Origin of the sequence: Niveispirillum sp. SYP-B3756 (assembly GCF_009495745.1) — a bacterium.
GTDB lineage: Bacteria > Pseudomonadota > Alphaproteobacteria > Azospirillales > Azospirillaceae > Niveispirillum.
In genome coordinates, this window is the sequence record NZ_WIDQ01000016.1 from 1 (window position 1) to 25,459 (window position 25,459).

A 25,459-nucleotide genomic window follows, 5' to 3' on the forward strand; every position below is an offset into this window, starting at 1 on the left:
CAAAATCCGCAGCGCATCTCGCTTGAATTCCGCCGTGATCTTGACCTGCTTTACTCGAACCATCAAAACCTCCATCAAACCCAAATTTTAGGATGATGGCTCTCCACTTTGCCAGGGCAAGTCCAGATACCCTCAACAGCGACCTGATGACCTACAGGCTGACGGCGCTACGGGAATGGCTCATCCCGCAGTTGGCCGAGGCTGATGCAGCCTCCTATCTGCCCGGCGGATAGGCCTCCGGCAAGGGCGGGGAATTTTCGAAGATTGCATTTGAGGGATGGGCGTTCTAGCTTCCATACGATGGAAGCGCACGGGGTCTCGCGATGGCGACGGGTGTCGATCCCGACACGTCCTCAATAATGGAATCGGCCTGGATGGACGTCCTTCAGAAGATGGACGAGACCTATGCCGACCTGCTCGCCTATCAGGTGGAACTGGAGAAGAAGAACGCCGATCTTGAATCCATGCGCCAATTCATGGATTCCGTTCTGGGTGCGATGACCGACATTTTGATTGTCTGCGATCAGACCGGCCGTATCCTGCAGATCAACCGGGCCTTGGAACTCCTGCTTGGTCGTGAGCAGGTCGGGCTGGAGGGAGAACCCATCCAGACCATCTTCATCCCTGAAAGTGCCACCGCGTTGCAGGAAATCCTGAGACTTGCAGCGGGGTGCAAACCGATGGGCGCGCGGGAGCTGTCATTGGCCGGCCGGCATGGAGAGGTGCCGATCGAGGTGCATGCCGCACCGCGGCTTAACGCACGGGGCCGCGTGATGGGGGTTGTGCTGATCGGCCGGCCTGTCGGCGAGGTGAAACGCGCCTATGCCAGCCTCAATACGGCGCACGAACAACTGAAGGCGGCCCAGGCCCAGCTTGTCCATGCGGAAAAGATGGCATCGCTTGGCCGGCTGGTATCGGGTGTGGCCCATGAGCTGAACAATCCGATCAGTTTTGTTTATGGCAATGCCCATGCGCTGGAACGCTATGTCGGACGGTTGGAGACCTATTTCCAGAAGGTCTGGTCAGGTGCGCCGCGCGAAGAACTGATCGCCCTGCGCGAGGATCTGAATGTCGACCGGGCTGTCAGCCGCCTGCGCGAGGCGATTTCCGGTGCGCTGGAGGGGGCGGAGCGGGTCCGCGACATCGTGGAATCACTGCGGCGCTTTTCTGCCGATGGTCGTGGCCAGAGCGAGCGGTTCGACCTTGTGGCGGCGGTGCAGACCGCGATTGGCTGGGTCGTCAAGGGGCGGGACCGGCATTTCACGCTGAGCTACGACGTTCCCGACCGGCTGGAGATCGTGGGACGCAGCGGGCATATCCAGCAGGTGGTGATGAATATCGTCCAGAATGCCTGCGACAGCATCGAAAGCCAGACTGAACAACATGTGTCGGTCGCCATCCGCAGGGAACGGGACGAGGCCGTCATCACCATCGCCGACAATGGTCCCGGCATTTCGGCGGAGGCACGGACCAAACTGTTCGAACCCTTCTTCACGACGAAGCCCGTGGGCAAGGGAACCGGCCTCGGCCTGTCCATCAGCTACAAGATCATCGAGGAACATGGCGGTCAGTTGGGGGCGGAGAATGTCCCCGACGGTGGTGCCGTCTTTTCCATCCGATTGCCGATTGCCGGAAATCAAGATAGCGGGCCAGACGGGGCGCGATCCAGATGACCCGACGCAAGACGACCCTTCTGTGGTTGCAATCGGCGGGGTGTGGTGGCTGCACCATGTCCATGATGTGCGCGGAAGCACCCGGCCTGTTCGACACGTTCAACAATTTCGGCATCGACCTGCTGTGGCATCCGACCTTGAGCGAGGCCAGTGCCGATGAGGTGACGGGCCTGCTGGCGGACATCGTGGAAGGGCGGCGGAGCCTGGATATCCTGTGCTTTGAAGGTTCCGTCGTCCGGGGACCCAATGGCAGCGGGCGTTACCATATGCTGGCCGGCACGGGCCGGCCCATGCTGGACTGGGTCCGGCTTCTGGCGTCCAGGGCCCGCCATACTGTTGCCATCGGGACCTGTGCGGCCTATGGCGGCATCACGTCTGCCGGCAGCAATCCGGCCGACGCCTGCGGCCTGCAATATGATGGCGACCTTGAAGGCGGCGCGCTGGGCGCCAGCTTCCGCAGCAATGCCGGCCTGCCCGTGATCAATGTCGCCGGTTGTCCGACCCATCCCGGCTGGGTGCTGGAAACGCTGATGATGCTGGCGGAAGACGGGTTGGGGCCGGCCGATCTGGACAGGTTCGGGCGGCCGCGCTTCTTTGCCGACCATCTGGTCCATCATGGGTGTTCCCGCAATGAATTCTATGAATTCAAGGCCAGCGCGGAACAGCTTTCGGAGCTTGGCTGCATGATGGAGCATCTGGGCTGCCTTGGCACGCAGGCCCATGCCGATTGCAACACCCGGCCCTGGAATGGCAGCGGTTCCTGCACCAGCGGCGGCTATCCCTGCATCAATTGCACGGCCCCTGAATTCGAGGAACCGGGTCGCAGCTTCACCGAGACGCCCAAGTTTGGCGGGGTGCCGATTGGCTTGCCGACCGACATGCCCAAGGCCTGGTTCATCGCCCTGGCGTCCCTGTCCAAGGCCGCGACGCCGAACCGGCTGCGCGTCAATGCCCGTGCGGACCGTATCGTGCAACCGCCCGCGGTAAAGGACACGACGCGGCGATGAATGGAGAGAGCAGACGCATCATTGCCGGTCCGTTCAACCGGGTCGAAGGCGATCTTGAAATCCGCCTGGATATTGATGGCGGCAAGGTCACGCGGGCAGAGGCGAATTCGCCACTGTTCCGCGGGTTCGAGCGCATTCTGGAAGGCAAGGACCCGCGCGATGCCATGACCATCGTTCCGCGCATCTGTGGCATCTGTTCGGTGTCGCAGTCGGTTGCCGTCGCCCGGACCCTGGCCGCCGCATCGGGTGTGCGCCCGCCGCCCAACGGCGAACTGGCGCAGGCTGTCATCCATGCGGCGGAAAACATCGCGGACCATCTGACGCATTTCCACGTCTTCTTCATGGCCGACTTCGCGCGGCCCGTTTATGAGGGCCGGATCTGGCACGAGGCTGCGGTCCGCCATTTCAAGGCGGAGCGGGGCGAGGCGGTCAAGGCGGCGATCCAGGCCCGTGCGGAACTGCTGCACATCATGGGCCTGCTGGCCGGGAAATGGCCGCATACGCTGTCCGTGCAGCCCGGCGGCACCACCCGCGCGCCCGACGCCCGTGACCGCATCCGGCTGCTGGCCATCGTCCGGCGGTTCCGCCAATGGCTGGAGCAGAACCTGTTCGGCGACAGCTTGGACAATGTCGCCGCCCTGGGCAGCCTTGGCGATCTTGATGTCTGGCATCGTGCCGGCGATGCGGGCTTCCTGCGGCTGTTCCTGACCATTGCTGACGATCTTGGCCTGGCGGAGATGGGCAAGGGGCCGCCGCGCTTCATGTCCTTTGGTGCCTATCCGCGCGACGGCGCGCATCTGCTGGCGCCGGGCATCGTGGAGGAAGGGCGGCGGCGTCCCCTGGATACGGCAGCCATCACCGAAGACCTGTCCCATAGCTGGATGCTGGGGGACACGGCGCATCCGTCGCGTGGCCTGACCGTGCCGGATGAGGAGATGGCGGCGGGCTATAGCTGGTGCAAGGCCCCGCGCCTGTCCGGCCAGACCATGGAGGTCGGCGCGCTTGCCCGGCTGGTGGTGGAAGGGCGGCCGCTGGCGCCGGCGCTGCTGATGGGGGGCCGTGGGAATGTGCGGGCGCGTGTCGTGGCAAGGCTGGTCGAGATCGCCATCAGCACGCTGGCGCTGGAGGAGTGGATAAGGGCGATGGTTCCGGGCGAACCCTTCATCACCCCATTCGAACTGCCCGATACCGTGGAGGCGGAGGGACTGACGGAAGCGGCGCGCGGATCGCTGGGCCATTGGCTGCGTATCGAAAAGGGGCGCATCGCCTCCTACCAGATCATTGCACCGACTACCTGGAACTTCTCCCCCCGCGACCAGTCTGGCCAGCCGGGACCGGTGGAGGAGGCGCTGATGGGCGCGCCGGTTCTGCCCGGCGAAACGACGCCCGTTTCGGTTCAGCATGTGGTGCGTTCCTTTGATCCGTGCATGGTTTGCACGGTGCATTGATGGATGACGCGGCGGAGATCCGCGTGCGCGGGCTTGTCCAGGGGGTCGGCTTCCGTCCCTTCATCTGGCAGATCGCCGCTCGTTTCGACATTCGCGGAGAGGTGTTGAACGATGGTGAGGGCGTCCTGATCAGGGCGACCGGCCACGATCTTGACGCGTTCTGTGCGGCGATCCGTGCAGAGGCGCCCCCGCTGGCCCGCATCCGTTCTGTCGAGCGCCGGCCATTCGTTTTCGCGGCCCCGCCCGCCGGGTTTTCGATTGTCGAGACGCAGGGTGGAACCAAAAAGACCGGCGTGACGCCCGATGCCGTCCTCTGTGCCGCCTGCCGTGCGGAAATCATGGACAGGCGGGAGCGTCGGCATGGTTACGCCTTCACCAACTGCACGCATTGCGGGCCGCGCTTCTCCATCGTTGACGCCATTCCCTATGACCGGTCGGCCACCCGTATGCGGCATTTCGCGATGTGTCCGGTCTGCCGCAGCGAATATGAGAATCCCGCCGACCGGCGCTTTCACGCGCAGCCTATTGCCTGTCCCGATTGCGGGCCGCAGCTGACGTTCCGCGACAGGCAAGGGCACCTCATTGCGGGCGATCCCCTGGCGCTGGCGGTTGAGACAATCCGTGCCGGCGGCGTCCTGGCTCTGAAGGGGCTGGGTGGATTTCATCTTGCCTGCGATGCGACCGACGAGAGGGCGGTGATGGCACTGCGCCAGCGCAAGCGGCGTCCCGACAAGCCCTTTGCCCTGATGGGCCTTGATGCCGCGATGATCGGACGTCATTGCCGGCTGACGCCGGGTCATCTGGCCCTGCTGTCGGAGCCGGCGGGGCCGGTCGTGTTGCTGGACCGGCTGGGGGGAGAGACCGGGTTGGCCCCCGCCGTGGCACCGCGTCTCAGCATTCTGGGTTGGATGCTGCCGACGACGCCCCTGCATCAGCTTCTCTGTCTGGCGCTGAACCGGCCCCTGGTAATGACCAGTGGCAACCTGAGCGGTGAACCGCAGGTCATCGGCAATGAGGAGGCGCTGGAGAAGCTGGCTGCCTTCGCCGATGGCTTCCTGCTGCATGACCGCGATATCGCCCGGCGGCTGGATGATTCCGTGGCGACCATTGTCGGCGGTGACCGCCGCGTCCTGCGCCGGGCGCGGGGATATGCGCCGGCGCCGTTGGAAATGCCGCCGGGCTTCGCCGGTGCCCCGCCCATCCTGGCCCTGGGGGGCGAGCTGAAATCGGCGATCTGTCAGCTTGCCGATGGCGAAGCGCTGTTGTCCCATCATATCGGCGATCTTGAGGATGCGCTGTCCTATGCCGAGTTCGAAAAGGCGATTGACGATTATGCGACCCTGTTCGACCACCGTCCGTCGCTGATCGCCTGTGACCAGCATCCCGGTTACCGATCGACCCTGAAGGCGCAGGAACTGACGGAGGCGAAGGGCCTTCCGCTGATCCAGGTGCAGCATCACCACGCGCACATCGCGTCTGCCATGGCGGAAAACGGCTGGCCGCGGGATGGGGGGGCGGTGCTTGGCATCGCGTTCGACGGCACCGGCCACGGGCCGGACGGCACCGTCTGGGGAGGGGAGTTTCTGCTGGCGAATTATGCGGACTTCACCCGTGTGGGCAGCCTGACGCCGTTTCCGCTTCCGGGTGGGGCGGCGGCCGTGCGGGAGCCATGGCGCAATCTTCTGGCCCAGACGGTTTCCGCCTTCTCGACCCCCGACGCGGCCCTGGCGGCGCTGGAACGGGCGGGCCTTGGCCCGGTCCTGGCGGCAAAGCCCGTGACCGCCATTCTCAGCATGATGGAAAGGGGCATCAACACGCCGCTGACCTCCTCTGTGGGTCGGTTGTTCGACGCGGTGGGTGCCGCGCTGGGCTGCGCCTTCACGCGGGTCAGCTTCGAAGGGCAATCGGCCATGGAATTGGAAAGTCTGGCCCGGACATTTCCCGCTCTGGCCGGCAGGGGCGACGAGGATGGATATGCCTTTGCCATCCGGATGGAAGGGGACTTGGCGCGGCTTGATCCGGCGCCGATGTGGCGGCTCTTGTTGGAAGATCTGGCCGGTGGTGTTTCACCGGCCCTGGTGGCGCGCCGTTTTCATTGTGGCTTTGCGACTGCCAGCGCCGACCTCGCGGTCGTGCTGGTCCGCCGCCATCAGGCCCGCGCCATCGCGCTGTCGGGCGGCGTGATGCAGAATGCCTTGTTGATGGAACTGCTGCTGGCCCGGCTGGCCGATTGCGGGCTGCCGGTACTGACCCAGCGCCAGGTGCCGGCCAATGATGGCGGTCTTGCCTATGGACAGGCCGCCATCGCGGCGGCGCAGGCGATGGCGGGGACCTGACCTGCACCTGCCACCTGTTTGCCGTACTGGCGACGTTCCTGGAAAGCACCTTTCCAAACCGGCCCGGCAGGCGAAAAGCGGTAATACCGGAGCACTATCGGCAGGCCCATCTAACCATTTGTAAAATAAAGACATCTCTCCCCTGGCACAGGCATTGCTGTGGCAGCCGTCAAACCTGGGGTGGCGGCCCCGGGTCAATAACCGGTGCGGGAGGAGGCATTCCATGCAGCCCACGGAAACATTTTACGACGTCATGCGACGCCAGGGCATTACGCGACGCTCATTCCTGAAATTCTGTTCATTGACGGCGACGGCGCTCGGCCTCGGGCCGGCATTCACCTCCACTATCGCCAACGCCATGGAAACGAAGCCCCGCACCCCGGTGCTGTGGCTGCACGGTCTGGAATGCACCTGCTGTTCAGAAAGCTTCATCCGTTCGGCCCACCCCCTGGTGAAGGATGTCGTCCTGTCGATGATCTCTCTCGACTATGACGACACGCTGATGGCGGCGGCCGGGCACCAGGCCGAAGCGGCCCTGGAAGACACGATCGAACGCTACAAAGGCCAGTATATCCTGGCCGTGGAGGGCAACCCGCCGCTGAACGAAGATGGCATGTTCTGCATCGTCGGCGGCAAGCCCTTTGTCGATCAGTTGCGCCACGCCGCCAAGCACGCCAAGGCCATCATTTCCTGGGGGTCCTGCGCCAGCCATGGCTGTGTCCAGGCGGCCCGGCCTAATCCCACGCGGGCGACGCCGGTCCATCAGGTCATCACCGACAAGCCGATCATCAAGGTGCCGGGCTGCCCGCCGATCGCGGAGGTGATGACGGGTGTCATCACCTATATGCTGACCTTCGACCGCATCCCGGAACTGGATCGGACCGGGCGGCCGAAAATGTTCTATTCCCAGCGTATTCACGACAAATGCTACCGCCGGCCCCATTTCGATGCCGGCCAGTTCGTCGAATCCTTCGATGATGAAGGGGCGCGGCGCGGTTACTGCCTGTACAAGGTCGGGTGCAAGGGACCGACGACCTATAATGCCTGCTCCACGGTGCGCTGGAACGAGGGCACCAGCTTCCCCATCCAGGCCGGCCATGGCTGTATCGGCTGTTCGGAAGACGGCTTCTGGGACAAGGGTTCCTGGTACGCCCGGTTGCAGGACATCCACCAGTTCGGGATTGAGGCCAATGCCGACAAGATCGGCGGCACGGTCGCAGCCGGTGTCGGCGGTGCCGTGGCGCTTCACGCCGCGGTCAGCGCCCTGAAGCGCGCGCAGGTCAAGAACGGCAATGGCGCAGGCGGCCATGGCGTCGCCAAGGATAAGGAATCCGTCTGATGACCATACAGACAGCCAACGGCTTCTCCCTGGACACTTCTGGCAAGCGCATTGTCGTGGACCCGGTCACCCGCATCGAAGGCCATATGCGGTGCGAGGTGAATGTCGACAGCAATAATGTCATCCGCAACGCCGTGTCGACCGGCACGATGTGGCGCGGGCTGGAAGTCATCCTGAAAGGCCGCGATCCGCGCGACGCCTGGGCCTTTGTCGAGCGCATCTGCGGTGTGTGTACGGGCTGCCACGCCCTGACCTCTGTCCGCGCGGTTGAAAACGCCCTGGACATCAAGATCCCGCTGAACGCCTATCTGATCCGCGAGATCATGGCGAAGACGCTGCAATGGCACGACCATGTCGTCCATTTCTACCATCTGCACGCGCTGGACTGGGTGAACCCGGTCAATGCGCTGAAGGCCGATCCCAAGGCGACGTCTGAATTGCAGCAGATGGTGTCGCCCTCCCATCCGATGTCGTCGCCGGGCTATTTCCGGGATATCCAGAACCGGCTGAAGAAGTTCATTGAATCCGGTCAGCTCGGCATTTTCAAAAACGGCTATTGGGACAACCCCGCCTATAAGCTGCCGCCCGAGGGCGATCTGATGGCGGTGGCGCATTATCTGGAGGCGCTCGACTTCCAGAAGGAGATCGTCAAGGTCCACACCATTTTCGGCGGGAAGAATCCGCACCCGAATTACATGGTCGGCGGCGTGCCCTGCGCCATCAACCTGGATGGTGACCTGGCGGCCGGCGCGCCATTGAACATGGAACGGCTGAATTTCGTGCATCGGCGCCTCAAGGAGGCGTACGAGTTCTCCAAGAATGTCTACCTGCCCGATGTCATCGCCATCGCCAGCTTCTACAAGAACTGGCTGCATGGCGGTGGTCTGGCCGCGACCAATGTCATGGATTACGGCGATTACGCCCGCACCCCCTATGACAAGTCCACCGACCAACTGCCGGGCGGCGTCATCCTGGGCGGCAATTGGGATGAGGTGCATCCCGTCGACCCCACCGATCCGGCGCAGGTCCAGGAATTTGTGCAGCATTCCTGGTACAAATATCCGGACGAGGCCAAGGGCCTGCACCCCTGGGACGGCATCACGGAGCCCAACTTTGTACTCGGCCCCAACTTCAAGGGCACGAAGACCGCCATCCAGGAACTGGATGAGAGCGGGAAATATTCCTGGATCAAGTCGCCGCGCTGGCGCGGTCATGCGGTCGAAGTGGGCCCGCTGGCCCGCTATATCCTGGCCTATGCCCAGGGTGTGCCGTTCGTGAAGGATCAGGTCGACAGCTCCCTGGCCGCCTTCAACCAGTTGGCCGGCACCAAGCTGACGGCCAAGCAGGCTCTGCCCTCCACCATCGGCCGCACGCTGGCCCGCGCACTGGAGGCGCATTATTGCGCCGCCATGATGCTGGAGGACTTCGACCGGCTGATCGCCAATATCAAGGCCGGCGACAGGTCCACGGCCAATGTGGCGAAGTGGGACCCGGCGACCTGGCCGAAGGAGGCCAAGGGCGTGGGCACCGTTGCTGCCCCGCGCGGCGCGCTGGGTCACTGGATCAAGATCAAGGATGGCAAGATCGAGAATTACCAGTGTGTCGTGCCGACCACCTGGAACGGCTCGCCCCGCGATCCGGCCGGCAATATCGGCGCCTTTGAGGCATCCTTGCTGAACACACCCATGGAGCGGCCGGAAGAGCCGGTGGAAATTCTGCGCACGCTGCATTCGTTCGATCCCTGTCTGGCTTGCTCCACCCATGTGATGAGCGAAGATGGACAGGATCTGGCGACCGTCACGGTCCGTTGAGGGAGGATAAAACCATGAAGTTTCTCAAGATCGCCGGCCTGTCGACCGTCGCTGCTCTGATGGCAAGCCCGGCCTTCGCCCATCCGGGCCATGATGTCACCGCCGGCTTCCCCGCCGGCTTTGCCCACCCGTTCCTGGGCGCCGACCATTTACTGGCCATGGTCGCGGTCGGTCTGTGGGCCGCGCAATATGGCGGACGCAAGGGACTGGCCCTGCCCATGGGCTTTGTCGGCGGCATGCTGGCCGGCGCCGTGCTGGGCTTCAGCGGCACGGGCCTGCCGGGGGCGGAAAGCCTGATCGCCCTCAGCCTGGTGCTGTTCGGCGGGGCGCTGGCGCTGAAGGCGCGGCTGCCGCTGCTGCTGGCCGGTACCCTGACCTTCGCCGCCGGCCTGTTCCACGGCCATGCCCACGCGGTGGAAGCCAATGGTTCGGCCCTGGCCTATGTCGGCGGCTTCGTGCTGGCGACGGCGCTGCTGCATGCGGCGGGCGGCTTTGCTGGCTGGCGGCTGGCGGCTGTCCGTCATGCCGTGCCGCTGGCCGGGGGTGCTGTGGCACTGGCCGGTATCGCCATGCTTGCCGGCTGAGGGAGGCTATCATGAGTGTCCAAGAGCCTTTCCCAGCCCCTGTCATCGCGTCGGATTTCGACGAGACGGACAAGTCGGTCACCGCACGGACCACCTCCGTCTATGTCTATGAGGCGCCGGTGCGGCTGTGGCACTGGATCAACGCCTTTGCCATCGCCACCTTGGCCCTGACCGGCTATTTCATCGGCACGCCGCTGCCGACCATGTCGGGGGAGGCCAGTGCCAATTTCCTGATGGGCTACATCCGCTTCGCCCATTTCGCGGCGGCTTATATCTTCGCCATCGGCTTCGTCTTCCGGCTTTACTGGGCGTTTGTCGGCAATCACCATGCACGGCAATTGTTCGCGCCCACCGTCTGGAAGGCGTCCTGGTGGTTGGAAGTGCTGACGGAAATCCGCTGGTACCTGTTCCTGGAGAAGCAGCCGAAGAAATATATCGGGCACAATCCGCTGGCGCAGATGGCGATGTTCGTCTTCATCACGCTGGGGTCGATCTTCATGATCGTCACGGGCTTTGCCCTGTATGGCGAAGGCAGCCAGCCCGGAAGCTGGGCCAATCGTCTGTTCGGCTGGGTCATCCCACTGGCCGGTCAGAGCATGGATGTCCACACGCTGCATCATCTGGGCATGTGGTTCATCCTGATCTTCGTGATCATCCATGTCTATGTCGCCATCCGCGAGGACATCATGTCCCGCCAGAGCATCGTGTCGACGATGGTTTCCGGTCACCGGACCTTCAAGGATGATGATCCGGACTGATGCCGGACTTTCCCTCGTGTCATCACGGCGGGCCGGCAGCGCTGTTTTCAACCGTTCCTTCCTGAGCAACTTGGCGGCCGCTGGCCGCCATTTTTCTTTCCGGATTGGCTGTAGAAGTGGATAGAAACTTTTCACACCTGCCAATGCCTGCACATGGAATAATTTCCCTAACGCATTGATCGGACAGGGCCGAGCGCATGGGGCTGCAATTGGCACGCGATTTGATAAGTAGGTGACAGGCAACTGAAAAGAAAATTGCCACTTTGGTACCTGGGGAGGGACCGGTTGGACAGTGCAAACCAGATTCTCGTTCTGGGGATCGGCAATCTGCTATGGGCCGACGAGGGCTTCGGCGTGCGTGCCGTCGAGGAGTTCGACCGTCGCTACGCGTGCGGCGACGGGGTGACCGTCATGGATGGCGGAACGCAGGGCATGTATCTGCTGCCGCATATCCAGGACTGCCGGGCCCTGATCATCTTCGATGCCATCGACTATGGCCTGGACCCCGGCACGGTGCGTCTGATCGAGGACAAGGACGTCCCGGCTTTCATGAGCGCCAAGAAGATGTCACTGCACCAAACCGGCTTCCAGGAGGTGCTGGCGAGCGCCCTGCTGCTGGGCTGGGAGCCGGAACGGGTCGTCCTGATCGGTGTGCAGCCGGAGGAGATCGAGGATTATGGCGGTTCCCTGCGCCCGGTGGTGGCCGCAACCCTGGACCGGGTCATCGCCATCGCGGTGGCGGAACTGACGCGGCTGGGGGTGAAGGTGGCCCCGCGTGACGGGGGTGCGCCGGTGACGCCCGGTCTCGGACCCGATCCACTGCATCGCCAAGCCTATGAGGAGGGGCGGCCCAGCGAGACGGAAGCCTATCGCAAGGGCGATATCCGTGTGCTGGCCCTGCGGGGGGCCGAATAATGTGCATCGGGGAGCCGATGGAAATCCTGGAGGTTCGTGGCGAGAATGGCTGGTGCGCGGGGCGCGACGGCCGGCTGGAGGTGGATTTGCGCCTGGTGCCCGACGCCGCCGTCGGTGACCATGTGCTGGTCTTCCTGGGGGCCGCCCGCCGGTTGGTGCCGGAAGCCGAGGCGGCGGAAATGCGCGATGCGCTGGCCGCACTGGAAGCCGTGGCCGCCGGCCGGTCGCTGGACGGATTCTTCGCCGACCTGGCCGACCGCGAACCCAGCCTCCCGCCGCATCTGGAAGCCGCCCGCCGCCAGGGTCTTGAAACAGCATAAGGGAGGATAAGGGCATGGAAAGCCCCCTGATCGACCGGCTGGTCGATGAACTGCATTATCCGCGTGTCGATGCCAGCAACCTGAACGACATCCTGGCCGAAGCCGGTGAACGGGTGCTGTTCCTGACGGGCGATCCGGTCAAGAATTTGGAAACGAACGATCTGGCGGTGATCCTGCCGGAATTGCAGCGGGCCTTTGCCGGCCGCCTTAATCCCGCCGTCGTCGACCGTTCCATCGAACAATCGTTGAAAGAGCGCTTCGATATCTGGCCCGTGCCGTCACTGATCTTCCTGAAGGATGGGGAGATGCGGGGCGCCATCGCCAAGGTCCGGGACTGGGCCGATTATCTGTCCGAAATCGCCACGATCCTGGATCGTCCGGCCGCCCCGCGCGCCCTGCATTGACCGCTGTACCGGATCGGGTGCGGGCGGCGAACCGGGCCCCGGTTCCGCCCCTGCCTTTGCGCCGGCCCCCACCGACTGGGAGTTCCATAATGGCCGCCAATTTCATGTTTCCGCCGGTGGGTTTCGGTCCGGGCAGCCAGCCCGGCCCCGAAGAAGGCGAGGACCTTGCCTATCTAGCCATGCCGTCGGGCATGCGGGTCTTTGAACCGCATTTCCCCATGGTGGACGATCCGTTGAAGGCTTCCGCTGCCTGCCGGATGCTGACCACGCTGGCGCAGGATGCCGGTGACTGGACCCAAGCCGGCGGGGTGATCCGCCGCGATATCGCCTCCCTTGATGCCGGTGCCCGGTCCATTCTGGCCGATGCGATGGGGGAGGGGGAGGTTGCCATCGCCATCCGGGGGGCCAGGAAGATCGATATCCAGGAGTCGGTTTTTGCCGGGATATGGCGGGTGGCGGAGAATGGCCGCGAGCATATCGAGATCGGGGCCATCCCGGCTGCGGTGCTGGACAGCCCCCCCATTGCCGTGCCGGAGCCACCCATGCCGGACCTGGGGGTGGTCAATGCGCCGGCCATCCTGACCGAACTGCTGGACCACGCGGCGCAGCACCGGGCCGGCGGCTCCCCCCATGCCATCAACCTGACCTTGCTGCCGCACACGCCGGAGGATCTCGACTATCTGGATCGGGTGCTGGGGCGCGGTCCCGTCACCATCCTGTCGCGCGGATACGGTAATTGCCGTATCGAACAGACGGCCCGGCCCAATATCTGGCGGGTCCGCTATTACAACTCCCAGGACGCGCTGATCCTGGATTCCATCGAGGTAACGTCGGTGCCGGAGGTGGCGCTGGCTGCACCGGAGGATATCGCCGACAGTGCCGAGCGTCTGGCCGAGGTGGCGGAGGCCCTGGTATGAGCGCCCGGTTCGAGGGCTCCTATCTGGGCGACGCCGGCAAGATCGCGCCCGACGCCGTCCTTGAATGCAAGATCTGCTGGCATGTCTATGACCCCGCCATCGGGGACGACACCCGGCAGATCAAGGCCGGCACCCCCTTTTCGGCCCTGCCGGACGATTGGCGCTGCCCGCAATGCGATGGGGAGCGGGACCAGTTCATGGTGGTCCATGCCGGCACCGCCCCTGTCCCCGCGGCGCCGACCCTGGCCATGCTGGCCATCGAAAAGGCCCGGCAACTGACGGACGCCTTTCGCGACATCCATGACAACAAGATGCGCGACACGCCCTTCACCAACCGGTCCTTGGCGGTGGAGGCGATCGGTTTCCGTCCCTGGGACGGGCATATTCTGGGCGTGCTGGTCGTGCCCTGGTTCATGAATCTGGTGCTGATGCCGGGGCCGGAGGACGATTGGGGCCATTTCAAGACGGGGGAAAAGCATATCTTCACCTTCCCCTCGGGCGATTATGAGTTCGTCTTCAACCAGCGCCCGTCGACGGGGCCCTATTTCGCCTGCTCCCTGTTCTCGCCCATGGAGGATTTTTCCAGCCAGTTGCAGGCGACCGACACGGCCCGCATGGTCATGGCCGCCCTGTTCGACCCGGCCAGCCGGGCGGCTGAGGATGACCGCGCCGGCGAGATCCGGGCCTTGCGGGAGGCCGATCTGGCTGCTGAGGCCGACCGCACGAAAGCTGTCGAAGAGACGGCGGCCGCCCCGGTCGCGGTGGTGGAGTCGGTGCCGTCGCGCCGCGCCCTGTTGACCTTGGGCCAAAACAAGCCCGGCGAGGATGCGGCGTGATGGGGGAACCGCGCCTGACGATCCATGTGCAGGGGGACAAGGTCCGGATCGGCCATTGGCCGGGTACGGGGCGGGAACGGTTGCTTGTGGGCCGGACCCCCGATGAAGCGTTGCGTCTGGTGATCCTGTTGCACAATCTCTGCCCCTCGGCCCACCGGCTGGCGGCCCTGCTGGCGCTGGGGCGGCAGCCGCGGCCGGATGATGAAAGGCTGCTGGCCCAGGAGATCCTGGGCGAACATGCACTGGTCATGTTGCGCGACTGGCCGGTGGCGCTGGGCCTGTCCCCGGACGGTGCGGCCCTGCGCGGCCTGGGCGCCCTGACACCCGATCGTCTGCTGCGGCTGGAACGGGACCTGTTCGGGATGCCGGCCGCGCAATTCCTGCTGATCGATGATATCGGGCCCCATGCTGCTCCCGCCGGGCCCATCGCCATGTTCCGGCTGGTCGCGGACTGGCCGGTTCCGCCCGGCCCGGGCCCGGTCGCGGCCGACCCCACCTACTTCGCCCGCTGTACCGACGATCCGCTGATCGCGTCGGAACAGGCGCGGGGGGGCGTCACCCTGGCCCTGCGTATGCTGGCCCGGCTGCGCGAGGCGGCGCGGCTGATCGTCGAGCTGACGACGGGTCATCACGCCCCCCGTTTCCGGGCGGGGGTGGACGGTGTCGGGGTGGTGGAGGCTGCACGCGGCCGGCTGATCCACCGGGTGCGCGTGGAAGGCGGGATCATCCAGGCCTACACCATCGAGACGCCGACCGGCGCGATGGGCGGGCCCGACGGGTTTTTGCAGCACCTGCTGACCGCCGCCCTGGCAGCACCGGCGGGATTGCGCGAAAAGGTGCTTGCGATCGCCCTGTCCGCGGCGGACCCTTGCCTGCCAGTCCAGGTCGAACGGGAGGCCGCCTGACATGCACGAACTGTCCATCTGTGAGAGCATCGTCTCCGCGCTGGAGGCCAGTGCTCGGCGGGAGGGGTTTTCGCGCGTCACCAAGGTCAGGCTGGAGATCGGCTGTTTCGGTGGGGTGGAGGTGGAGGCCCTGCGTTTCGGGTTCGACGTGACGACACGCGGCACGCTGGCCGAAGGGGCAGCGCTTGAAATCCTGGAGCGCGAGGGTAAGGCTTGGTGCTTTAATTGTTCGAATTCCTTCCCGGTGACGCGCAGGGATATTGATTGTCCCGGATGCGGCGGCGCCAGGGTCACGGTTACCGGCGGGGACGAACTCCGCATCAAGGATCTGGAGGTCATGTGATGTGTACGGTTTGCGGCTGTGCCGGTGAGGGCGCGAAGATCGAGGACGGGAAGGGGGGCGAGCACGGGCACCACCACCACGGTCATGGTCACCATCATCACCACGACCACCAACATGGTCATGACCATGACCATGACCACCACGACCATCATCATCATGGCGATGACCATCACCATCACGATCATGGTCCTTCCCCTGCATCTGTGGCGGTGCAAGCGGACAGCCAGTCTGGCGACCTGCATTACGGCACGGGTCCTGCCCGTGCCCATGCGCCGGGCCTGTCGCAGGCACGGATGATCGAGATCGAGCAGAATATCATGGCCAAGAATGACGGCTATGCCGCGCGGAACCGGCAGCGGCTGCAGGGGACGGGCACGCTGGCGCTGAACCTGGTTTCCAGCCCCGGGTCGGGCAAGACCAGCCTGCTGGTCGCCACCATCCGCGCCCTGGCGGGCCGCCTGCCGGTCGCCGTCATTGAGGGGGACCAGCAGACCAGCAACGATGCCGATCGCATCCGGGCCACCGGCGTGCCGGCCATCCAGGTCAATACGGGCAAAGGCTGCCATCTGGATGCGCATATGGTGGGTCATGCCATCGATCATCTGGGCCTGACTGACAATGGCATCCTGTTCATCGAGAATGTCGGCAACCTGGTCTGCCCTGCGGCCTTCGATCTGGGGGAGGAGGCCAAGGTCGCCATCCTGTCGGTCACCGAAGGCGAGGACAAACCGCTGAAATATCCCGACATGTTCGCGGCCAGCAGCCTGATGATCCTGAACAAGACCGATCTTCTGCCGCATCTGGATTTCGATATGGCCGCCTGTGCCGCCAATGCGCGGCGGATCAACCCGACGATCGACATCCTGCACGTCTCCGCCCGGACCGGCGAAGGCTTGGCTGATTGGGTCGAGTGGCTGGACAATCGCCGCAAGGCGGTTCTGGCCCGGTCCATCGCTGTGGCGGAGGCCCAGGTCGCGCGGTTGCGTCTTGCCGCCGGGGAGTGAGGGATGGCCAGATCCAGCCTGCCTGCCATTCTGATCGTCGATGACGAGCCGCGCTCGGTGGAGGCGATCGAGCGCATCCTGGAAGACGAATTCCAGGTGTTCTGTGCCGTGACCGCGGACCGGGCGCTGGAAATCCTGGAGAATGAGTGGATACAGGTTGTCTTCTGCGACCAGCGGATGCCCGGCATGTCGGGGGTCGAACTGCTGTCGGAGGTGCGGCGGCGCTGGCCGGAGGTCATGCGGATCATCATCACCGGCTACACCGATGTCGGTGACATCATCCGCTCGGTGAACGAGGCCGGCATCTATCAGTTCATCGCCAAGCCCTGGCATCCCGACGAACTGACCATCGCCGCGCGCAACGGTGTACGCCTCTATCAGTTGCAGCGGGACCATGACCGGCTGTCGCTGGAAATGAAACTCCTGCAAACCTCGGTGGAACAGCGGCTGACGGCGAAAAAGGCAGAAGTGCTGCGGGCGTACAATTTCGACATCATCGTCCGCACCCCGATATCGCCCATGAACGATGTCTGCAAACTGGCCGAGCGGATCGCCCGGTTCGACATTCCGGCCCTGATCCTGGGGGAGAGCGGCACGGGCAAGGAACTGATCGCGCGGGCCATCCATTATGCCAGCCGCCGGTCGGACCGGCCCTTCTATGCCGTCAATTGCGGTGCAATCCCGGATGAGTTGCTGGAGAGCGAGCTTTTCGGCCATCGCAGGGGAGCGTTTACCGGTGCCCATTCCACACGTGTCGGTCTGCTGGAACAGGCCGATGGCGGGACCATCCTGCTGGACGAGATTGGTGACACCACCCCGGCCTTCCAGTTGAAACTGCTGCGGTTCCTGCAGGAGGGCGAGATCCGGCCGGTGGGTGCCAACGAGACGCGGCGCGTGGATGTCCGCGTCATCGCCGCGACCAACCGTGACCTTCTGGCGGAGGCACGGTCCGGCCGCTTCCGCGAGGATCTCTATTTCCGTCTGGCCGTGTCGCCGATCCGGGTGCCGTCGCTGGCCGAACGGCGGGTCGATATCAAGGCCATCGCCTTTGCCCTGCTGTCGCGGGCGTCCCGCCGCCATGGCAAGCCGGTAGAGGGCTTTTCGCGGGAGGCGCTGGAGGCATTGGCCCGCTATCGCTGGCCTGGCAATATCCGTGAGTTGGAGAACCAGATCACGCGTATGCTGATGCTGGCCGAGAGCCCTGTGCTGGGCGCCGATCTGATCGAGCGCCACGTCCTGCTGGCCGCCGGCCCCAGCGAGCATGGTGACGACAATGTCGAGCGGCTGATTGGCGGCAATGGCGATCTGAAGGACCGGGTGGAACGGATGGAGGCCCGCATCCTGCGGGAGACACTGGCCCGCCACCGCTGGAACAAGTCGCGCGCCGCGGAGGAATTGGGCCTGTCCAGGGTCGGGCTGCGGTCAAAGCTGGACCGCTATGGCATTCTGGAGCCGGAGGGGGCCGTGCCCATCCTGCTATCCGACCATGATGATTTGATGGGCGGGCCCATCAACTGATGCCGGCGGCCGCAAGTCAGGGCGGCCGCCCAGGCCCGGCCGCGGGGCCGCAAAGAAAAAGGCGCCAATGGGCGCAGGAGGAAACCATGTGTCTTGGAATTCCCGGCCGGGTGATCGCCATCACCGATCCGGAACGCCTGATGGGGCTGGTCGATGTGTCCGGGGTGCGGCGTGAGGTCAACCTGACCTGCGTGGTGACGGGCCGGCCCGACGCGGTGGTGGGCTGCTGGGTGCTCGTGCATGTCGGCTTTGCCATGGGCATCATCGATGCGGAGGAGGCGCGCCTGACCCTGGCCGCCCTGGCCCAACTGGGCGAGGCGGAGGAGGAGATCGCGGCCATGCGCCATTCCGCCCGGACGCTGGAGACGGCATCATGAAATATGTCGACGAATTCCGCGATCCCATCCTGGCCCGCCACCTGATCGCCCACATTGAAAAACTGGTGCCGCTCGCCGGCGGGACGGAGGAAAAGCCCATCGCCATCATGGAAATCTGTGGCGGCCACACCCATGCGATCTTCCGCTACGGCCTGGACCGGCTGCTGCCGGCGGGCCTGGAATTCCTGCATGGGCCCGGCTGCCCGGTCTGTGTGCTGCCGATGAGCCGGGTGGATGATTGTATCGAGATCGCGGAACGGAAAGAGGTGATCTTCACTACTTTCGGCGATGCGATGCGCGTGCCGGGAACCCGCAAAAGCCTGATGCAGGCCAAGGCCGACGGGGCCGACATCCGCATGGTTTATTCCCCCCTGGATGCTTTGGCCCTGGCGCGCAAATTTCCCGACCGGCAGGTCGTGTTCTTCGGCCTGGGCTTCGAGACGACGATGCCGGCGACGGCCCTGACCGTGCTGACCGCTGCGCGCGACGGGGTCAGCAATTTCTTTCTGTTCTGCAACCATATCCTGGTGCCGCCACCGCTGCGCGCGTTGTTGCAGGACCCGCAGATGCGCATCGACGGGTTCATCGGCCCCGGTCACGTTTCTATGATCACCGGTGCCAAACCCTATCGCTTCATTGCCGGGGAGTTCGGCAAGCCGCTGGTGATCGCCGGCTTTGAGCCGCTGGACCTGCTGCAATCCATCAGCATGGTGCTGGAACAACTGGCCGAGGGCCGCGCCGAGATCGAAAACCAGTATGCCCGTCTGGTGCTGGAGGATGGCAATCCCCAGGCCATGGCCGCGATCGACACGGTCTTTGAGCCGCGTGACAGTTTCGATTGGCGCGGGCTGGGGGAGATCGATCATTCCGGGGTCAAGATCCGGCCCGCCTATGCCGCCTATGATGCGGAACAGAAGTTCGGGGTCGGCTATGGCGCCGGCAAGACCGCCGGACGGGAGCCGGACGGCTGTCGCTGCGGCGATGTCATCAAGGGCTTGGCCAAGCCGACCGCTTGTCCGAAATTCGGGACCGAGTGTCTGCCCGAACAACCGCTTGGCGCCTTGATGGTGTCATCCGAAGGGGCGTGTGCCGCCTATTACCAATATGGCGGCGTCCGCCAGGAGGCGGCGGAATGAAGGACGGAACCAGGCCCACTTTCCACCGGACGAAGGCCACGCGGGTGACGCTGGCCCATGGCGGCGGTGGTAAGGCGATGCGCGATCTGGTGGAGGATGTGTTCATCTCCACCTTCTACAATGCGCAGACGGGCACGATGGAGGATCAGGCCCGGCTGATGCCACCGCCTGAGCTTTTGGATGGCGGCCGGCTGGCCTTCACCACGGATGGCTTCGTCGTTGATCCCCTGAGCTTTCCGGGTGGGGACATCGGCAAGCTGGCGGTCTATGGGACGGTGAATGACCTCGCTGTCGGCGGGGCGGTGCCGAAATGGCTCTCGGCCTCTTTCATCATCGAGGAGGGCTGCGACGTGGACATCCTCCGCGGCGTGGCCGCGTCGATGCGGGATGCAGCCGACCGCGCTGGCGTCGCCATCGTCACAGGCGACACCAAGGTCGTCGCCAAGGGGGCGGCCGACAAGCTTTTCGTCACGACATCGGGGATCGGGATCATTCCCAGGGGGCGGGATATCGGTGCCCATCGGGTCCGGCCCGACGATGTCGTCATCGTCAACGGCTTTCTTGGCCATCATGGCGCGGCTATCCTCGCGGCACGCGGCGATCTGGCGCTTGAAACCGATATTGTCAGCGACTGCGCGCCGCTGAACGGGCTGATGGAGGCGGCGCTGACGGCTGCACCCAACCTGCGCGCCGCACGTGACGCCACGCGTGGCGGATTGGCGGCCGCGCTGAACGAGATCGCGGCGTCGTCCGCAACGCGCATCGTTCTGGAGGAAACGGCACTGCCGTTGCGGCCGGAGATCAGGGGCTTTTGTGAGATCCTCGGTTTCGACCCGCTATACCTTGCCAATGAAGGCACGCTGGTCCTGTTCGTCCCGCCGGAGGAGGCGGACGCGGCCTTGTCAGCGATGCGCGCGGTGCCGGAGGGCAAGGATGCGGTGGCCATCGGCAAGGTCAGCCAGGGGCCGGCGGGACGGGTGGAGATGAGAACATTGTTCGGTGGCAGCCGCATCGTCGATATGCTGGTCGGCGAACAACTGCCGCGCATCTGCTGACACGGTCATCGGCGGCTTTTCTCCTGCGGGATCCGTCTGCTCCAGAACGCGTTGGCCTGGCCTGGAGGAACCCGACACTGTCGTTCCGAAACATCCGCGAACCGATCTCTGTCGCCATAGGCCAGCCGGCGGACCTTGCCGTCGGCGTGTTCGGTTGCGCCGTGGTCGATCTGCCTTCGTCGCAACGAGCCGCTGTGGAAATGCGCCCGCTCGGGCTTGGCAACCATTTCAGGCGATGCCGTGGCCGGTGCCGCCACTGTCGTCGGCCTCCGGCCTTCCTCGGGGGCGGCTCCGGCCACTGCGGAGGATGGGGATGGATTGGTTCGCATAACCGCGTGAGCATTCTCCTATACCCAAAAGGGTAATCTTTCAGTGAGGGAAAGTCTCAGCATCATTGGCACGGTGGGTGCTGTTATATTGTTATATGGACATCCTCCAATGAGGCTTGAGGCCGATCCAGCCGGACCCCGCTGTTGACACCATCACTCTGGAGGACAGCCGACCCGCCCGCTACTAGCTGGCGTAAGCCCAGTACGGCATCTAATGCGGGGCGGCCGCCTGTTGCGGCATGGTCCAGATCGGTACGCCCGTCATGTCGGGTAGCCGGTGGGCGATGCCCTTGTGGCAGTCGATGCACGTGGCCTGGCCGGTGAACAGGAAGCGCTGATGGGCTTCGGCACCGCGCACGCCCTGGCGGGTGATGTCCATGCTATCGGCGCTGTGGCAGTTGCGGCATTCCAGGGAATTATTGGCCTTCAACCGCGCCCACTCATGGCTGGCCAGTTCCTTGCGCTTGGCCTCGAACTTCTCCGGTGTGTTGATCGTGCCGAAGATCTTGCCCCAGACCTCCTTCGAGGCCTGCATCTTGCGGGCGATCTTGTCCGTCCATTTATGCGGCACATGGCAATCCGGGCAGGTGGCCCGTACGCCCGACCGGTTGGAATAATGGATGGTCTGTTTCAGATCGGCATAGGGATTGTCCCGCATCTCATGGCAGCCGATGCAGAACGCTTCCTTGTTGGTCATTTCCAGGGCGGTGTTGAAGCCACCCCACCACAGCACGCCGGCGACAAAGCCGCCGATGGTGAGGAAACCGAGGGAGAGATGGCCGGCGGGGCGGTTGAAGGCCCGCCAAGCCACCATGGCCAGATCCAGCGCGCGGCGGATGATGCCCATCATTCGCCCCCTTTGGCGGCGGCATCCTTTTCGCGGATGACACTATCGACATCGCGGAAGCTGTTGGGCACACGCGGCTGTACGTCCGTCTGTGGCACATGGCATTGCAGGCAGAAATACCGGCGCGCCGACACAGCGCCCAGCACCTGCCCGTCACGATCCTGGAAATGGGTGACAGAGATCATCGGCGCCTGACTGTCGCCGGTAAATTCCCGGGCGTGACAGGTCAGGCACTTATTGGCGCGCAGGTCCAACTGATAGCCGACGATCTGGTGCGGGATCACCGGCGGCTGTTCGGGGTAATTGCGCTGGCGGCGGCGGTCGTCGGTGGCATCCTTGGGGATGGGTGGGGCTTCCTGCACGGTCAGCCCCTCAGCCCCGGTAAAGGCCGGGCGACCGCTGGCGGTAACGTCGCGGGCTGTGACAGCGGGGGTGGGGTCGGTGGCAAAGGCCTTCTGTGCCACCGGCACACCCAGCACGGGCAAGGCCGCCAGCAGGGAAAGGATCAGGGCGGTGCGGAGGTTTTTCATGGATCATGCCCCCTGGACCGGCGTGATGCGCACGGCGCATTTCTTGAAGTCGGTCTGTTTGGAGATCGGGTCGGTGGCATCCAGCGTGACGCGGTTGATCAGCACATCGGCATCAAACCAGGGCACGAAGACCAGCCCGCGCGGCGGCTTGTTGCGGCCGCGCGTTTCCACCCGCGCCCGCACCTGACCCCGGCGGGAGGCCACCAGCACTTCCTGTCCACGCCGCACATTCATGGCTTGCGCATCATCGGGATGCATGTAGCAGAGCGCCTGCGGCACGGCGCGGTGCAGTTCCGGTACGCGCCTGGTCATGGAACCGGAATGCCAATGTTCCAGCACCCGGCCGGTGGACAGCCAGAACGGATAATCCGTGTCCGGGCTTTCGGCCGGCGGTTCGTAGGGCAGGGCGAAGATGCGGGCCTTGCCATCCTTATGGCCATAAAAGCGCATCCCTTCGCCCGCTGGCACATAGGGGTCGCTGCCTTCGCGGAAGCGCCAGCGCGTTTCCTGCCCGTTCACCACTGGCCAGCGCAACCCGCGTTCTTCGTGATAGCGTTCATAGGGGGCCAGATCATGGCCGTGGCCACGGCCAAAGCTGGCATATTCCTCAAACAGCCCCTTTTGCAGATAGAAGCCCAGTTCCTTGGACTCGCGGTTCTCATAGGCCGGGTCACACTCGCTGACCGGGAACTTATCCACCTGCCCGTTGCGATAGAGGATATCGAACAGGGTCTTGCCGCGGAATTCCGGGGCCTTGGCCAGCAATTCCTCCGGCCAGACTTCTTCCACCTTGAAGCGTTTGGAGAATTCCACCAATTGCCACAGGTCCGACCGCGCCTCGCCGGGCGCGTTCACCAATTGGTGCCAGACCTGGGTGCGGCGTTCGGCATTGCCGTAAGCGCCTTCCTTTTCCACCCACATGGCGGCTGGCAGCACCAGATCGGCCGCCATGGTGGTGACGGTGGGATAGGCATCGGAGACGACGATGAAATTGTCCGGGTTGCGATAGCCGGGCCAGGTCTCGTTGGCGGTATTCGGGGCCGCCTGCATGTTGTTGTTCACCTGCACCCAGTAGCAGTTCAGCTTGCCATCCTTAAGCATCCGGTCCTGCTGCACGGCATGGAAGCCGGGCTTGGCCGGGATGGTGCCTTCCGGCAGCTTCCACAGATGTTCGGCGTGGGCGCGGTGTTCGGCATTCGTCACCACCATGTCGGCGGGCAGCCGGTGGGAGAAGGTGCCAACCTCCCGCGCCGTGCCGCAGGCGCTGGGCTGGCCGGTGAGGGAGAAGGGGCTGTTGCCCGGCTGGGCGATCTTGCCCGTCAGCAGATGGATGTTATAGGCAAGGTTATTGGCCCAGACGCCGCGCGTATGCTGGTTGAAACCCATGGTCCAGAAGCTGGTGACCTTGATCTTCGGGTCGGCATACAGCTCCGCCAGCGCCTTCAGCCTTGCCGCCGGCACGCCGGATTGGGCGGCCACCTTTTCCAGCGTGTAGGGGGCGACGAAGGCGGCATATTCCTCAAAACTGATCGGGTCGGACTCATTGGCCTTGGCGGCGTTTTGGGCTGCCTTTTCCAGCGGATTATCGGGCCGCAGCCCATAGCCGATATCGGTGCGGCCCTTCACGAACGTCGTGTGCTTGTTGACGAAATCCTTGTTCACCCGCCCGGTCTGGATGATGTGGTTGGCGATATAGTTCAGGATGGCCAGATCGGTCTGCGGCGTGAACACCATGGGGATGTCCGCCAGCTCGAACGACCGATGTTCGAAGGTGGACAGCACCGCCACCTTCACATCCGGGTTGGACAGGCGGCGGTCGGTGACGCGGGTCCACAGGACGGGGTGCATCTCCGCCATGTTGCTGCCCCACAGCACAAAGGCGTCGGCGGCTTCGATATCATCGTAACAGCCCATCGGCTCATCAATGCCGAAGGTGCGCATGAAGCCGGCCACGGCGGATGCCATGCAATGGCGGGCGTTGGGGTCGATGTTGTTGGAACGGAATCCTGCCTTCATCAGTTTGACGGCGGCATAACCTTCATGCACCGTCCATTGCCCGGACCCGAACATGCCGATGGCTTCCGGCCCCTTGGCCTTCAGCGTGGCCTTCCATTTCTCGGCCATGATGTCAAAGGCCTGATCCCAGGTGATGGGGGTGAAATCCCCATCCTTGGCGTACTGCCCGTTCTTCATGCGCAGCATGGGCGTGGTCAGCCGGTCCTGGCCATAGATGATCTTGGACAGGAAATAGCCCTTCACACAGTTCAGGCCCCGGTTCACCTCGGCCTTCTGGTCGCCATGGGTGGCGACGATGCGGCCTTCCTTCACCCCCACCATGACGCCGCAGCCGGTGCCGCAGAAGCGGCAGGCGGCCTTGGACCATTTCACCTTGGCATCCATGCCGGTGGGCAATTGCGCAGCGCCGGCCTGCAGGGTGACGCCGGCGGTGGCGGCCGCCGTGGCGGCGGCCTGGGCCTTCAGATAATCGCGGCGGGTCAGTGTCATGGCATGGGCTCCGCAAGGGACAAGGCAGGTTCGGCGTGGTGATAGACGGGAAGGGCGCTGTAGACGCCCGCAATGGCATTGATGGCGTCCAGCATGTCGGCGGTCGCGCGGGCGCTGGGCTGTTCGATCAGCACGATCAGCCGGCTGGCATCGCCGTCGGTGGGCACGATCTCGCCCCCCAGAGCCTGGATGCGGGCGGCGATCGCGGCCAACGCATCGGGGCAGGCATGGACGATCAGGCTGGAAATGTGGATTTCATCGCTCATGCGCTGTCTCCATCGCGGGGGGCAAGCTGGATGGCACCGACGGGGCAGGGGGCCAGACAATCACCGCAGCCGGTGCAGCGGTCCCCATCGACATCCGCCCGCGCCCGCCCGCGTGGCTGCAACAGGAAGCGGATGGCCCCTTCCGGGCAGGCATCACCGCAGGTCCGGCAATAGGCACCGGTTTCCGCCAGGCAATGGGCGGCAATAACGGCCAGAGGCGGACCGGCGGCAGGCGGGACGGTGGGGTCTGGTCCACGCCCGAACAGGGCGCGGCGGGAAAGCCTTGTTTCCATGGC

General features: G+C 64.5%; 25 protein-coding genes. 20 read left to right on the top strand and 5 right to left on the bottom strand.

What is annotated here, in order from left to right; genetic code table 11:
- Positions 1 to 374 precede the first annotated feature (374 nt).
- The 20 genes from GE253_RS21150 to hypE all read left to right on the top strand — a co-directional run bounded on the left by GE253_RS21150 (position 375) and on the right by hypE (position 20,686).
- Positions 375 to 1,673: an ATP-binding protein gene (locus tag GE253_RS21150; protein ID WP_247878796.1), complete on the top strand. Its 1,299-nt coding sequence runs from the start codon at positions 375 to 377 to the stop codon at positions 1,671 to 1,673.
- Positions 1,670 to 2,680, top strand: coding sequence for a HupU protein (locus GE253_RS21155; RefSeq protein WP_153206136.1), 1,011 nt, complete (start codon positions 1,670 to 1,672; stop codon positions 2,678 to 2,680). The genes GE253_RS21150 and GE253_RS21155 overlap by 4 nt, the downstream gene beginning before the upstream one ends.
- Positions 2,677 to 4,128: a nickel-dependent hydrogenase large subunit gene (locus tag GE253_RS21160; protein WP_153206137.1), complete on the top strand. Its 1,452-nt coding sequence runs from the start codon at positions 2,677 to 2,679 to the stop codon at positions 4,126 to 4,128. The genes GE253_RS21155 and GE253_RS21160 overlap by 4 nt, the downstream gene beginning before the upstream one ends.
- Entirely contained in the window at positions 4,128 to 6,464 is a 2,337-nt protein-coding gene (hypF, locus tag GE253_RS21165; protein ID WP_153206138.1) for a carbamoyltransferase HypF, read from the top strand. The genes GE253_RS21160 and hypF overlap by 1 nt, the downstream gene beginning before the upstream one ends.
- A gap of 223 nt (positions 6,465 to 6,687) precedes the next feature.
- On the top strand, positions 6,688 to 7,803 hold the full coding sequence (locus GE253_RS21170; RefSeq protein ID WP_153206139.1) for a hydrogenase small subunit: 1,116 nt from the start codon (positions 6,688 to 6,690) through the stop codon (positions 7,801 to 7,803).
- Positions 7,803 to 9,614 carry a nickel-dependent hydrogenase large subunit gene (locus GE253_RS21175; RefSeq protein WP_247878798.1) on the top strand — a complete coding sequence of 604 codons (1,812 nt, stop codon included), beginning with the start codon at positions 7,803 to 7,805 and terminating at the stop codon, positions 9,612 to 9,614. The genes GE253_RS21170 and GE253_RS21175 overlap by 1 nt, the downstream gene beginning before the upstream one ends.
- Before the next feature lie 14 nt (positions 9,615 to 9,628).
- Complete coding sequence (locus GE253_RS21180; RefSeq protein WP_211101536.1) at positions 9,629 to 10,198, top strand: HupE/UreJ family protein; 570 nt, start codon at positions 9,629 to 9,631, stop codon at positions 10,196 to 10,198.
- An 11-nt stretch (positions 10,199 to 10,209) separates the two neighbouring features.
- Positions 10,210 to 10,956: a Ni/Fe-hydrogenase, b-type cytochrome subunit gene (gene cybH, locus GE253_RS21185; protein ID WP_153206141.1), complete on the top strand. Its 747-nt coding sequence runs from the start codon at positions 10,210 to 10,212 to the stop codon at positions 10,954 to 10,956.
- 285 nt (positions 10,957 to 11,241) lie between these two features.
- Positions 11,242 to 11,871: a HyaD/HybD family hydrogenase maturation endopeptidase gene (locus GE253_RS21190; RefSeq protein WP_153206142.1), complete on the top strand. Its 630-nt coding sequence runs from the start codon at positions 11,242 to 11,244 to the stop codon at positions 11,869 to 11,871.
- On the top strand, positions 11,871 to 12,191 hold the full coding sequence (locus GE253_RS21195; protein ID WP_153206143.1) for a HypC/HybG/HupF family hydrogenase formation chaperone: 321 nt from the start codon (positions 11,871 to 11,873) through the stop codon (positions 12,189 to 12,191). Before GE253_RS21190 ends, GE253_RS21195 begins: the two co-directional genes overlap by 1 nt.
- 14 nt (positions 12,192 to 12,205) lie before the next feature.
- The gene (locus tag GE253_RS21200; protein ID WP_153206144.1) at positions 12,206 to 12,595 is read left to right on the top strand and encodes a hydrogenase; all 390 of its coding nucleotides are present in this window, start codon (positions 12,206 to 12,208) and stop codon (positions 12,593 to 12,595) included.
- An 89-nt stretch (positions 12,596 to 12,684) separates the two neighbouring features.
- Positions 12,685 to 13,512, top strand: coding sequence for a hydrogenase expression/formation protein (locus GE253_RS21205; protein WP_153206145.1), 828 nt, complete (start codon positions 12,685 to 12,687; stop codon positions 13,510 to 13,512).
- Positions 13,509 to 14,348: a [NiFe]-hydrogenase assembly chaperone HybE gene (hybE, locus tag GE253_RS21210; RefSeq protein WP_153206146.1), complete on the top strand. Its 840-nt coding sequence runs from the start codon at positions 13,509 to 13,511 to the stop codon at positions 14,346 to 14,348. Before GE253_RS21205 ends, hybE begins: the two co-directional genes overlap by 4 nt.
- Positions 14,348 to 15,253: an uptake hydrogenase HoxC gene (locus GE253_RS21215; protein ID WP_153206147.1), complete on the top strand. Its 906-nt coding sequence runs from the start codon at positions 14,348 to 14,350 to the stop codon at positions 15,251 to 15,253. Before hybE ends, GE253_RS21215 begins: the two co-directional genes overlap by 1 nt.
- Position 15,254: 1 nt before the next feature.
- Positions 15,255 to 15,596 (top strand): hydrogenase maturation nickel metallochaperone HypA, encoded by a 342-nt coding sequence (gene hypA, locus GE253_RS21220; protein WP_153206148.1) that lies wholly within the window; start codon positions 15,255 to 15,257, stop codon positions 15,594 to 15,596.
- A complete protein-coding gene (gene hypB / locus GE253_RS21225; RefSeq protein WP_153206149.1) occupies positions 15,596 to 16,600 on the top strand; it encodes a hydrogenase nickel incorporation protein HypB in 1,005 nt (334 codons plus the stop codon). Before hypA ends, hypB begins: the two co-directional genes overlap by 1 nt.
- Positions 16,601 to 16,603: 3 nt before the next feature.
- A complete protein-coding gene (locus GE253_RS21230; RefSeq protein ID WP_153206150.1) occupies positions 16,604 to 18,118 on the top strand; it encodes a sigma-54 dependent transcriptional regulator in 1,515 nt (504 codons plus the stop codon).
- Positions 18,119 to 18,204: 86 nt separating this feature from the next.
- A complete protein-coding gene (gene hypC, locus GE253_RS21235) occupies positions 18,205 to 18,495 on the top strand; it encodes a HypC/HybG/HupF family hydrogenase formation chaperone (protein ID WP_153206151.1) in 291 nt (96 codons plus the stop codon).
- Positions 18,492 to 19,631, top strand: a complete 1,140-nt coding sequence (hypD, locus tag GE253_RS21240; RefSeq protein WP_153206152.1) for a hydrogenase formation protein HypD — start codon at positions 18,492 to 18,494, stop codon at positions 19,629 to 19,631. Before hypC ends, hypD begins: the two co-directional genes overlap by 4 nt.
- Positions 19,628 to 20,686 carry a hydrogenase expression/formation protein HypE gene (gene hypE / locus GE253_RS21245; protein ID WP_153206153.1) on the top strand — a complete coding sequence of 353 codons (1,059 nt, stop codon included), beginning with the start codon at positions 19,628 to 19,630 and terminating at the stop codon, positions 20,684 to 20,686. Before hypD ends, hypE begins: the two co-directional genes overlap by 4 nt.
- Positions 20,687 to 21,226: 540 nt before the next feature.
- On the opposite strand, the gene GE253_RS21250 is transcribed toward hypE, so the two are convergent.
- The 5 genes from GE253_RS21250 to GE253_RS21270 are packed head-to-tail and all read right to left on the bottom strand — an operon-like array spanning position 21,227 to position 25,456.
- Positions 21,227 to 21,862 (bottom strand): NapC/NirT family cytochrome c, encoded by a 636-nt coding sequence (locus GE253_RS21250; RefSeq protein WP_153206219.1) that lies wholly within the window; start codon positions 21,860 to 21,862, stop codon positions 21,227 to 21,229.
- Positions 21,862 to 22,392 (bottom strand): nitrate reductase cytochrome c-type subunit, encoded by a 531-nt coding sequence (locus GE253_RS21255; RefSeq protein ID WP_153206154.1) that lies wholly within the window; start codon positions 22,390 to 22,392, stop codon positions 21,862 to 21,864. The genes GE253_RS21250 and GE253_RS21255 overlap by 1 nt, the downstream gene beginning before the upstream one ends.
- A 3-nt stretch (positions 22,393 to 22,395) precedes the next feature.
- Positions 22,396 to 24,897 (bottom strand): nitrate reductase catalytic subunit NapA, encoded by a 2,502-nt coding sequence (gene napA / locus GE253_RS21260; RefSeq protein WP_153206155.1) that lies wholly within the window; start codon positions 24,895 to 24,897, stop codon positions 22,396 to 22,398.
- Positions 24,894 to 25,163, bottom strand: a complete 270-nt coding sequence (locus GE253_RS21265; RefSeq protein ID WP_153206156.1) for a chaperone NapD — start codon at positions 25,161 to 25,163, stop codon at positions 24,894 to 24,896. Before GE253_RS21265 ends, napA begins: the two co-directional genes overlap by 4 nt.
- Positions 25,160 to 25,456, bottom strand: a complete 297-nt coding sequence (locus GE253_RS21270; protein ID WP_153206157.1) for a 4Fe-4S dicluster domain-containing protein — start codon at positions 25,454 to 25,456, stop codon at positions 25,160 to 25,162. Before GE253_RS21270 ends, GE253_RS21265 begins: the two co-directional genes overlap by 4 nt.
- Positions 25,457 to 25,459: the final 3 nt, after the last annotated feature.

Coding starts and splice junctions, on each gene's coding strand:
- GE253_RS21150 (WP_247878796.1), top strand. CDS start 375: ATGGACGTCCTTCAGAAGATGGACGAGACCTATGCCGACCTGCTCGCC.
- GE253_RS21155 (WP_153206136.1), top strand. CDS start 1,670: ATGACCCGACGCAAGACGACCCTTCTGTGGTTGCAATCGGCGGGGTGT.
- GE253_RS21160 (WP_153206137.1), top strand. CDS start 2,677: ATGAATGGAGAGAGCAGACGCATCATTGCCGGTCCGTTCAACCGGGTC.
- hypF (WP_153206138.1), top strand. CDS start 4,128: ATGGATGACGCGGCGGAGATCCGCGTGCGCGGGCTTGTCCAGGGGGTC.
- GE253_RS21170 (WP_153206139.1), top strand. CDS start 6,688: ATGCAGCCCACGGAAACATTTTACGACGTCATGCGACGCCAGGGCATT.
- GE253_RS21175 (WP_247878798.1), top strand. CDS start 7,803: ATGACCATACAGACAGCCAACGGCTTCTCCCTGGACACTTCTGGCAAG.
- GE253_RS21180 (WP_211101536.1), top strand. CDS start 9,629: ATGAAGTTTCTCAAGATCGCCGGCCTGTCGACCGTCGCTGCTCTGATG.
- cybH (WP_153206141.1), top strand. CDS start 10,210: ATGAGTGTCCAAGAGCCTTTCCCAGCCCCTGTCATCGCGTCGGATTTC.
- GE253_RS21195 (WP_153206143.1), top strand. CDS start 11,871: ATGTGCATCGGGGAGCCGATGGAAATCCTGGAGGTTCGTGGCGAGAAT.
- GE253_RS21200 (WP_153206144.1), top strand. CDS start 12,206: ATGGAAAGCCCCCTGATCGACCGGCTGGTCGATGAACTGCATTATCCG.
- GE253_RS21205 (WP_153206145.1), top strand. CDS start 12,685: ATGGCCGCCAATTTCATGTTTCCGCCGGTGGGTTTCGGTCCGGGCAGC.
- hybE (WP_153206146.1), top strand. CDS start 13,509: ATGAGCGCCCGGTTCGAGGGCTCCTATCTGGGCGACGCCGGCAAGATC.
- GE253_RS21215 (WP_153206147.1), top strand. CDS start 14,348: ATGGGGGAACCGCGCCTGACGATCCATGTGCAGGGGGACAAGGTCCGG.
- hypA (WP_153206148.1), top strand. CDS start 15,255: ATGCACGAACTGTCCATCTGTGAGAGCATCGTCTCCGCGCTGGAGGCC.
- hypB (WP_153206149.1), top strand. CDS start 15,596: ATGTGTACGGTTTGCGGCTGTGCCGGTGAGGGCGCGAAGATCGAGGAC.
- GE253_RS21230 (WP_153206150.1), top strand. CDS start 16,604: ATGGCCAGATCCAGCCTGCCTGCCATTCTGATCGTCGATGACGAGCCG.
- hypC (WP_153206151.1), top strand. CDS start 18,205: ATGTGTCTTGGAATTCCCGGCCGGGTGATCGCCATCACCGATCCGGAA.
- hypD (WP_153206152.1), top strand. CDS start 18,492: ATGAAATATGTCGACGAATTCCGCGATCCCATCCTGGCCCGCCACCTG.
- hypE (WP_153206153.1), top strand. CDS start 19,628: ATGAAGGACGGAACCAGGCCCACTTTCCACCGGACGAAGGCCACGCGG.
- GE253_RS21250 (WP_153206219.1), bottom strand. CDS start 21,862: ATGGGCATCATCCGCCGCGCGCTGGATCTGGCCATGGTGGCTTGGCGG.
- GE253_RS21255 (WP_153206154.1), bottom strand. CDS start 22,392: ATGAAAAACCTCCGCACCGCCCTGATCCTTTCCCTGCTGGCGGCCTTG.
- napA (WP_153206155.1), bottom strand. CDS start 24,897: ATGACACTGACCCGCCGCGATTATCTGAAGGCCCAGGCCGCCGCCACG.
- GE253_RS21265 (WP_153206156.1), bottom strand. CDS start 25,163: ATGAGCGATGAAATCCACATTTCCAGCCTGATCGTCCATGCCTGCCCC.
- GE253_RS21270 (WP_153206157.1), bottom strand. CDS start 25,456: ATGGAAACAAGGCTTTCCCGCCGCGCCCTGTTCGGGCGTGGACCAGAC.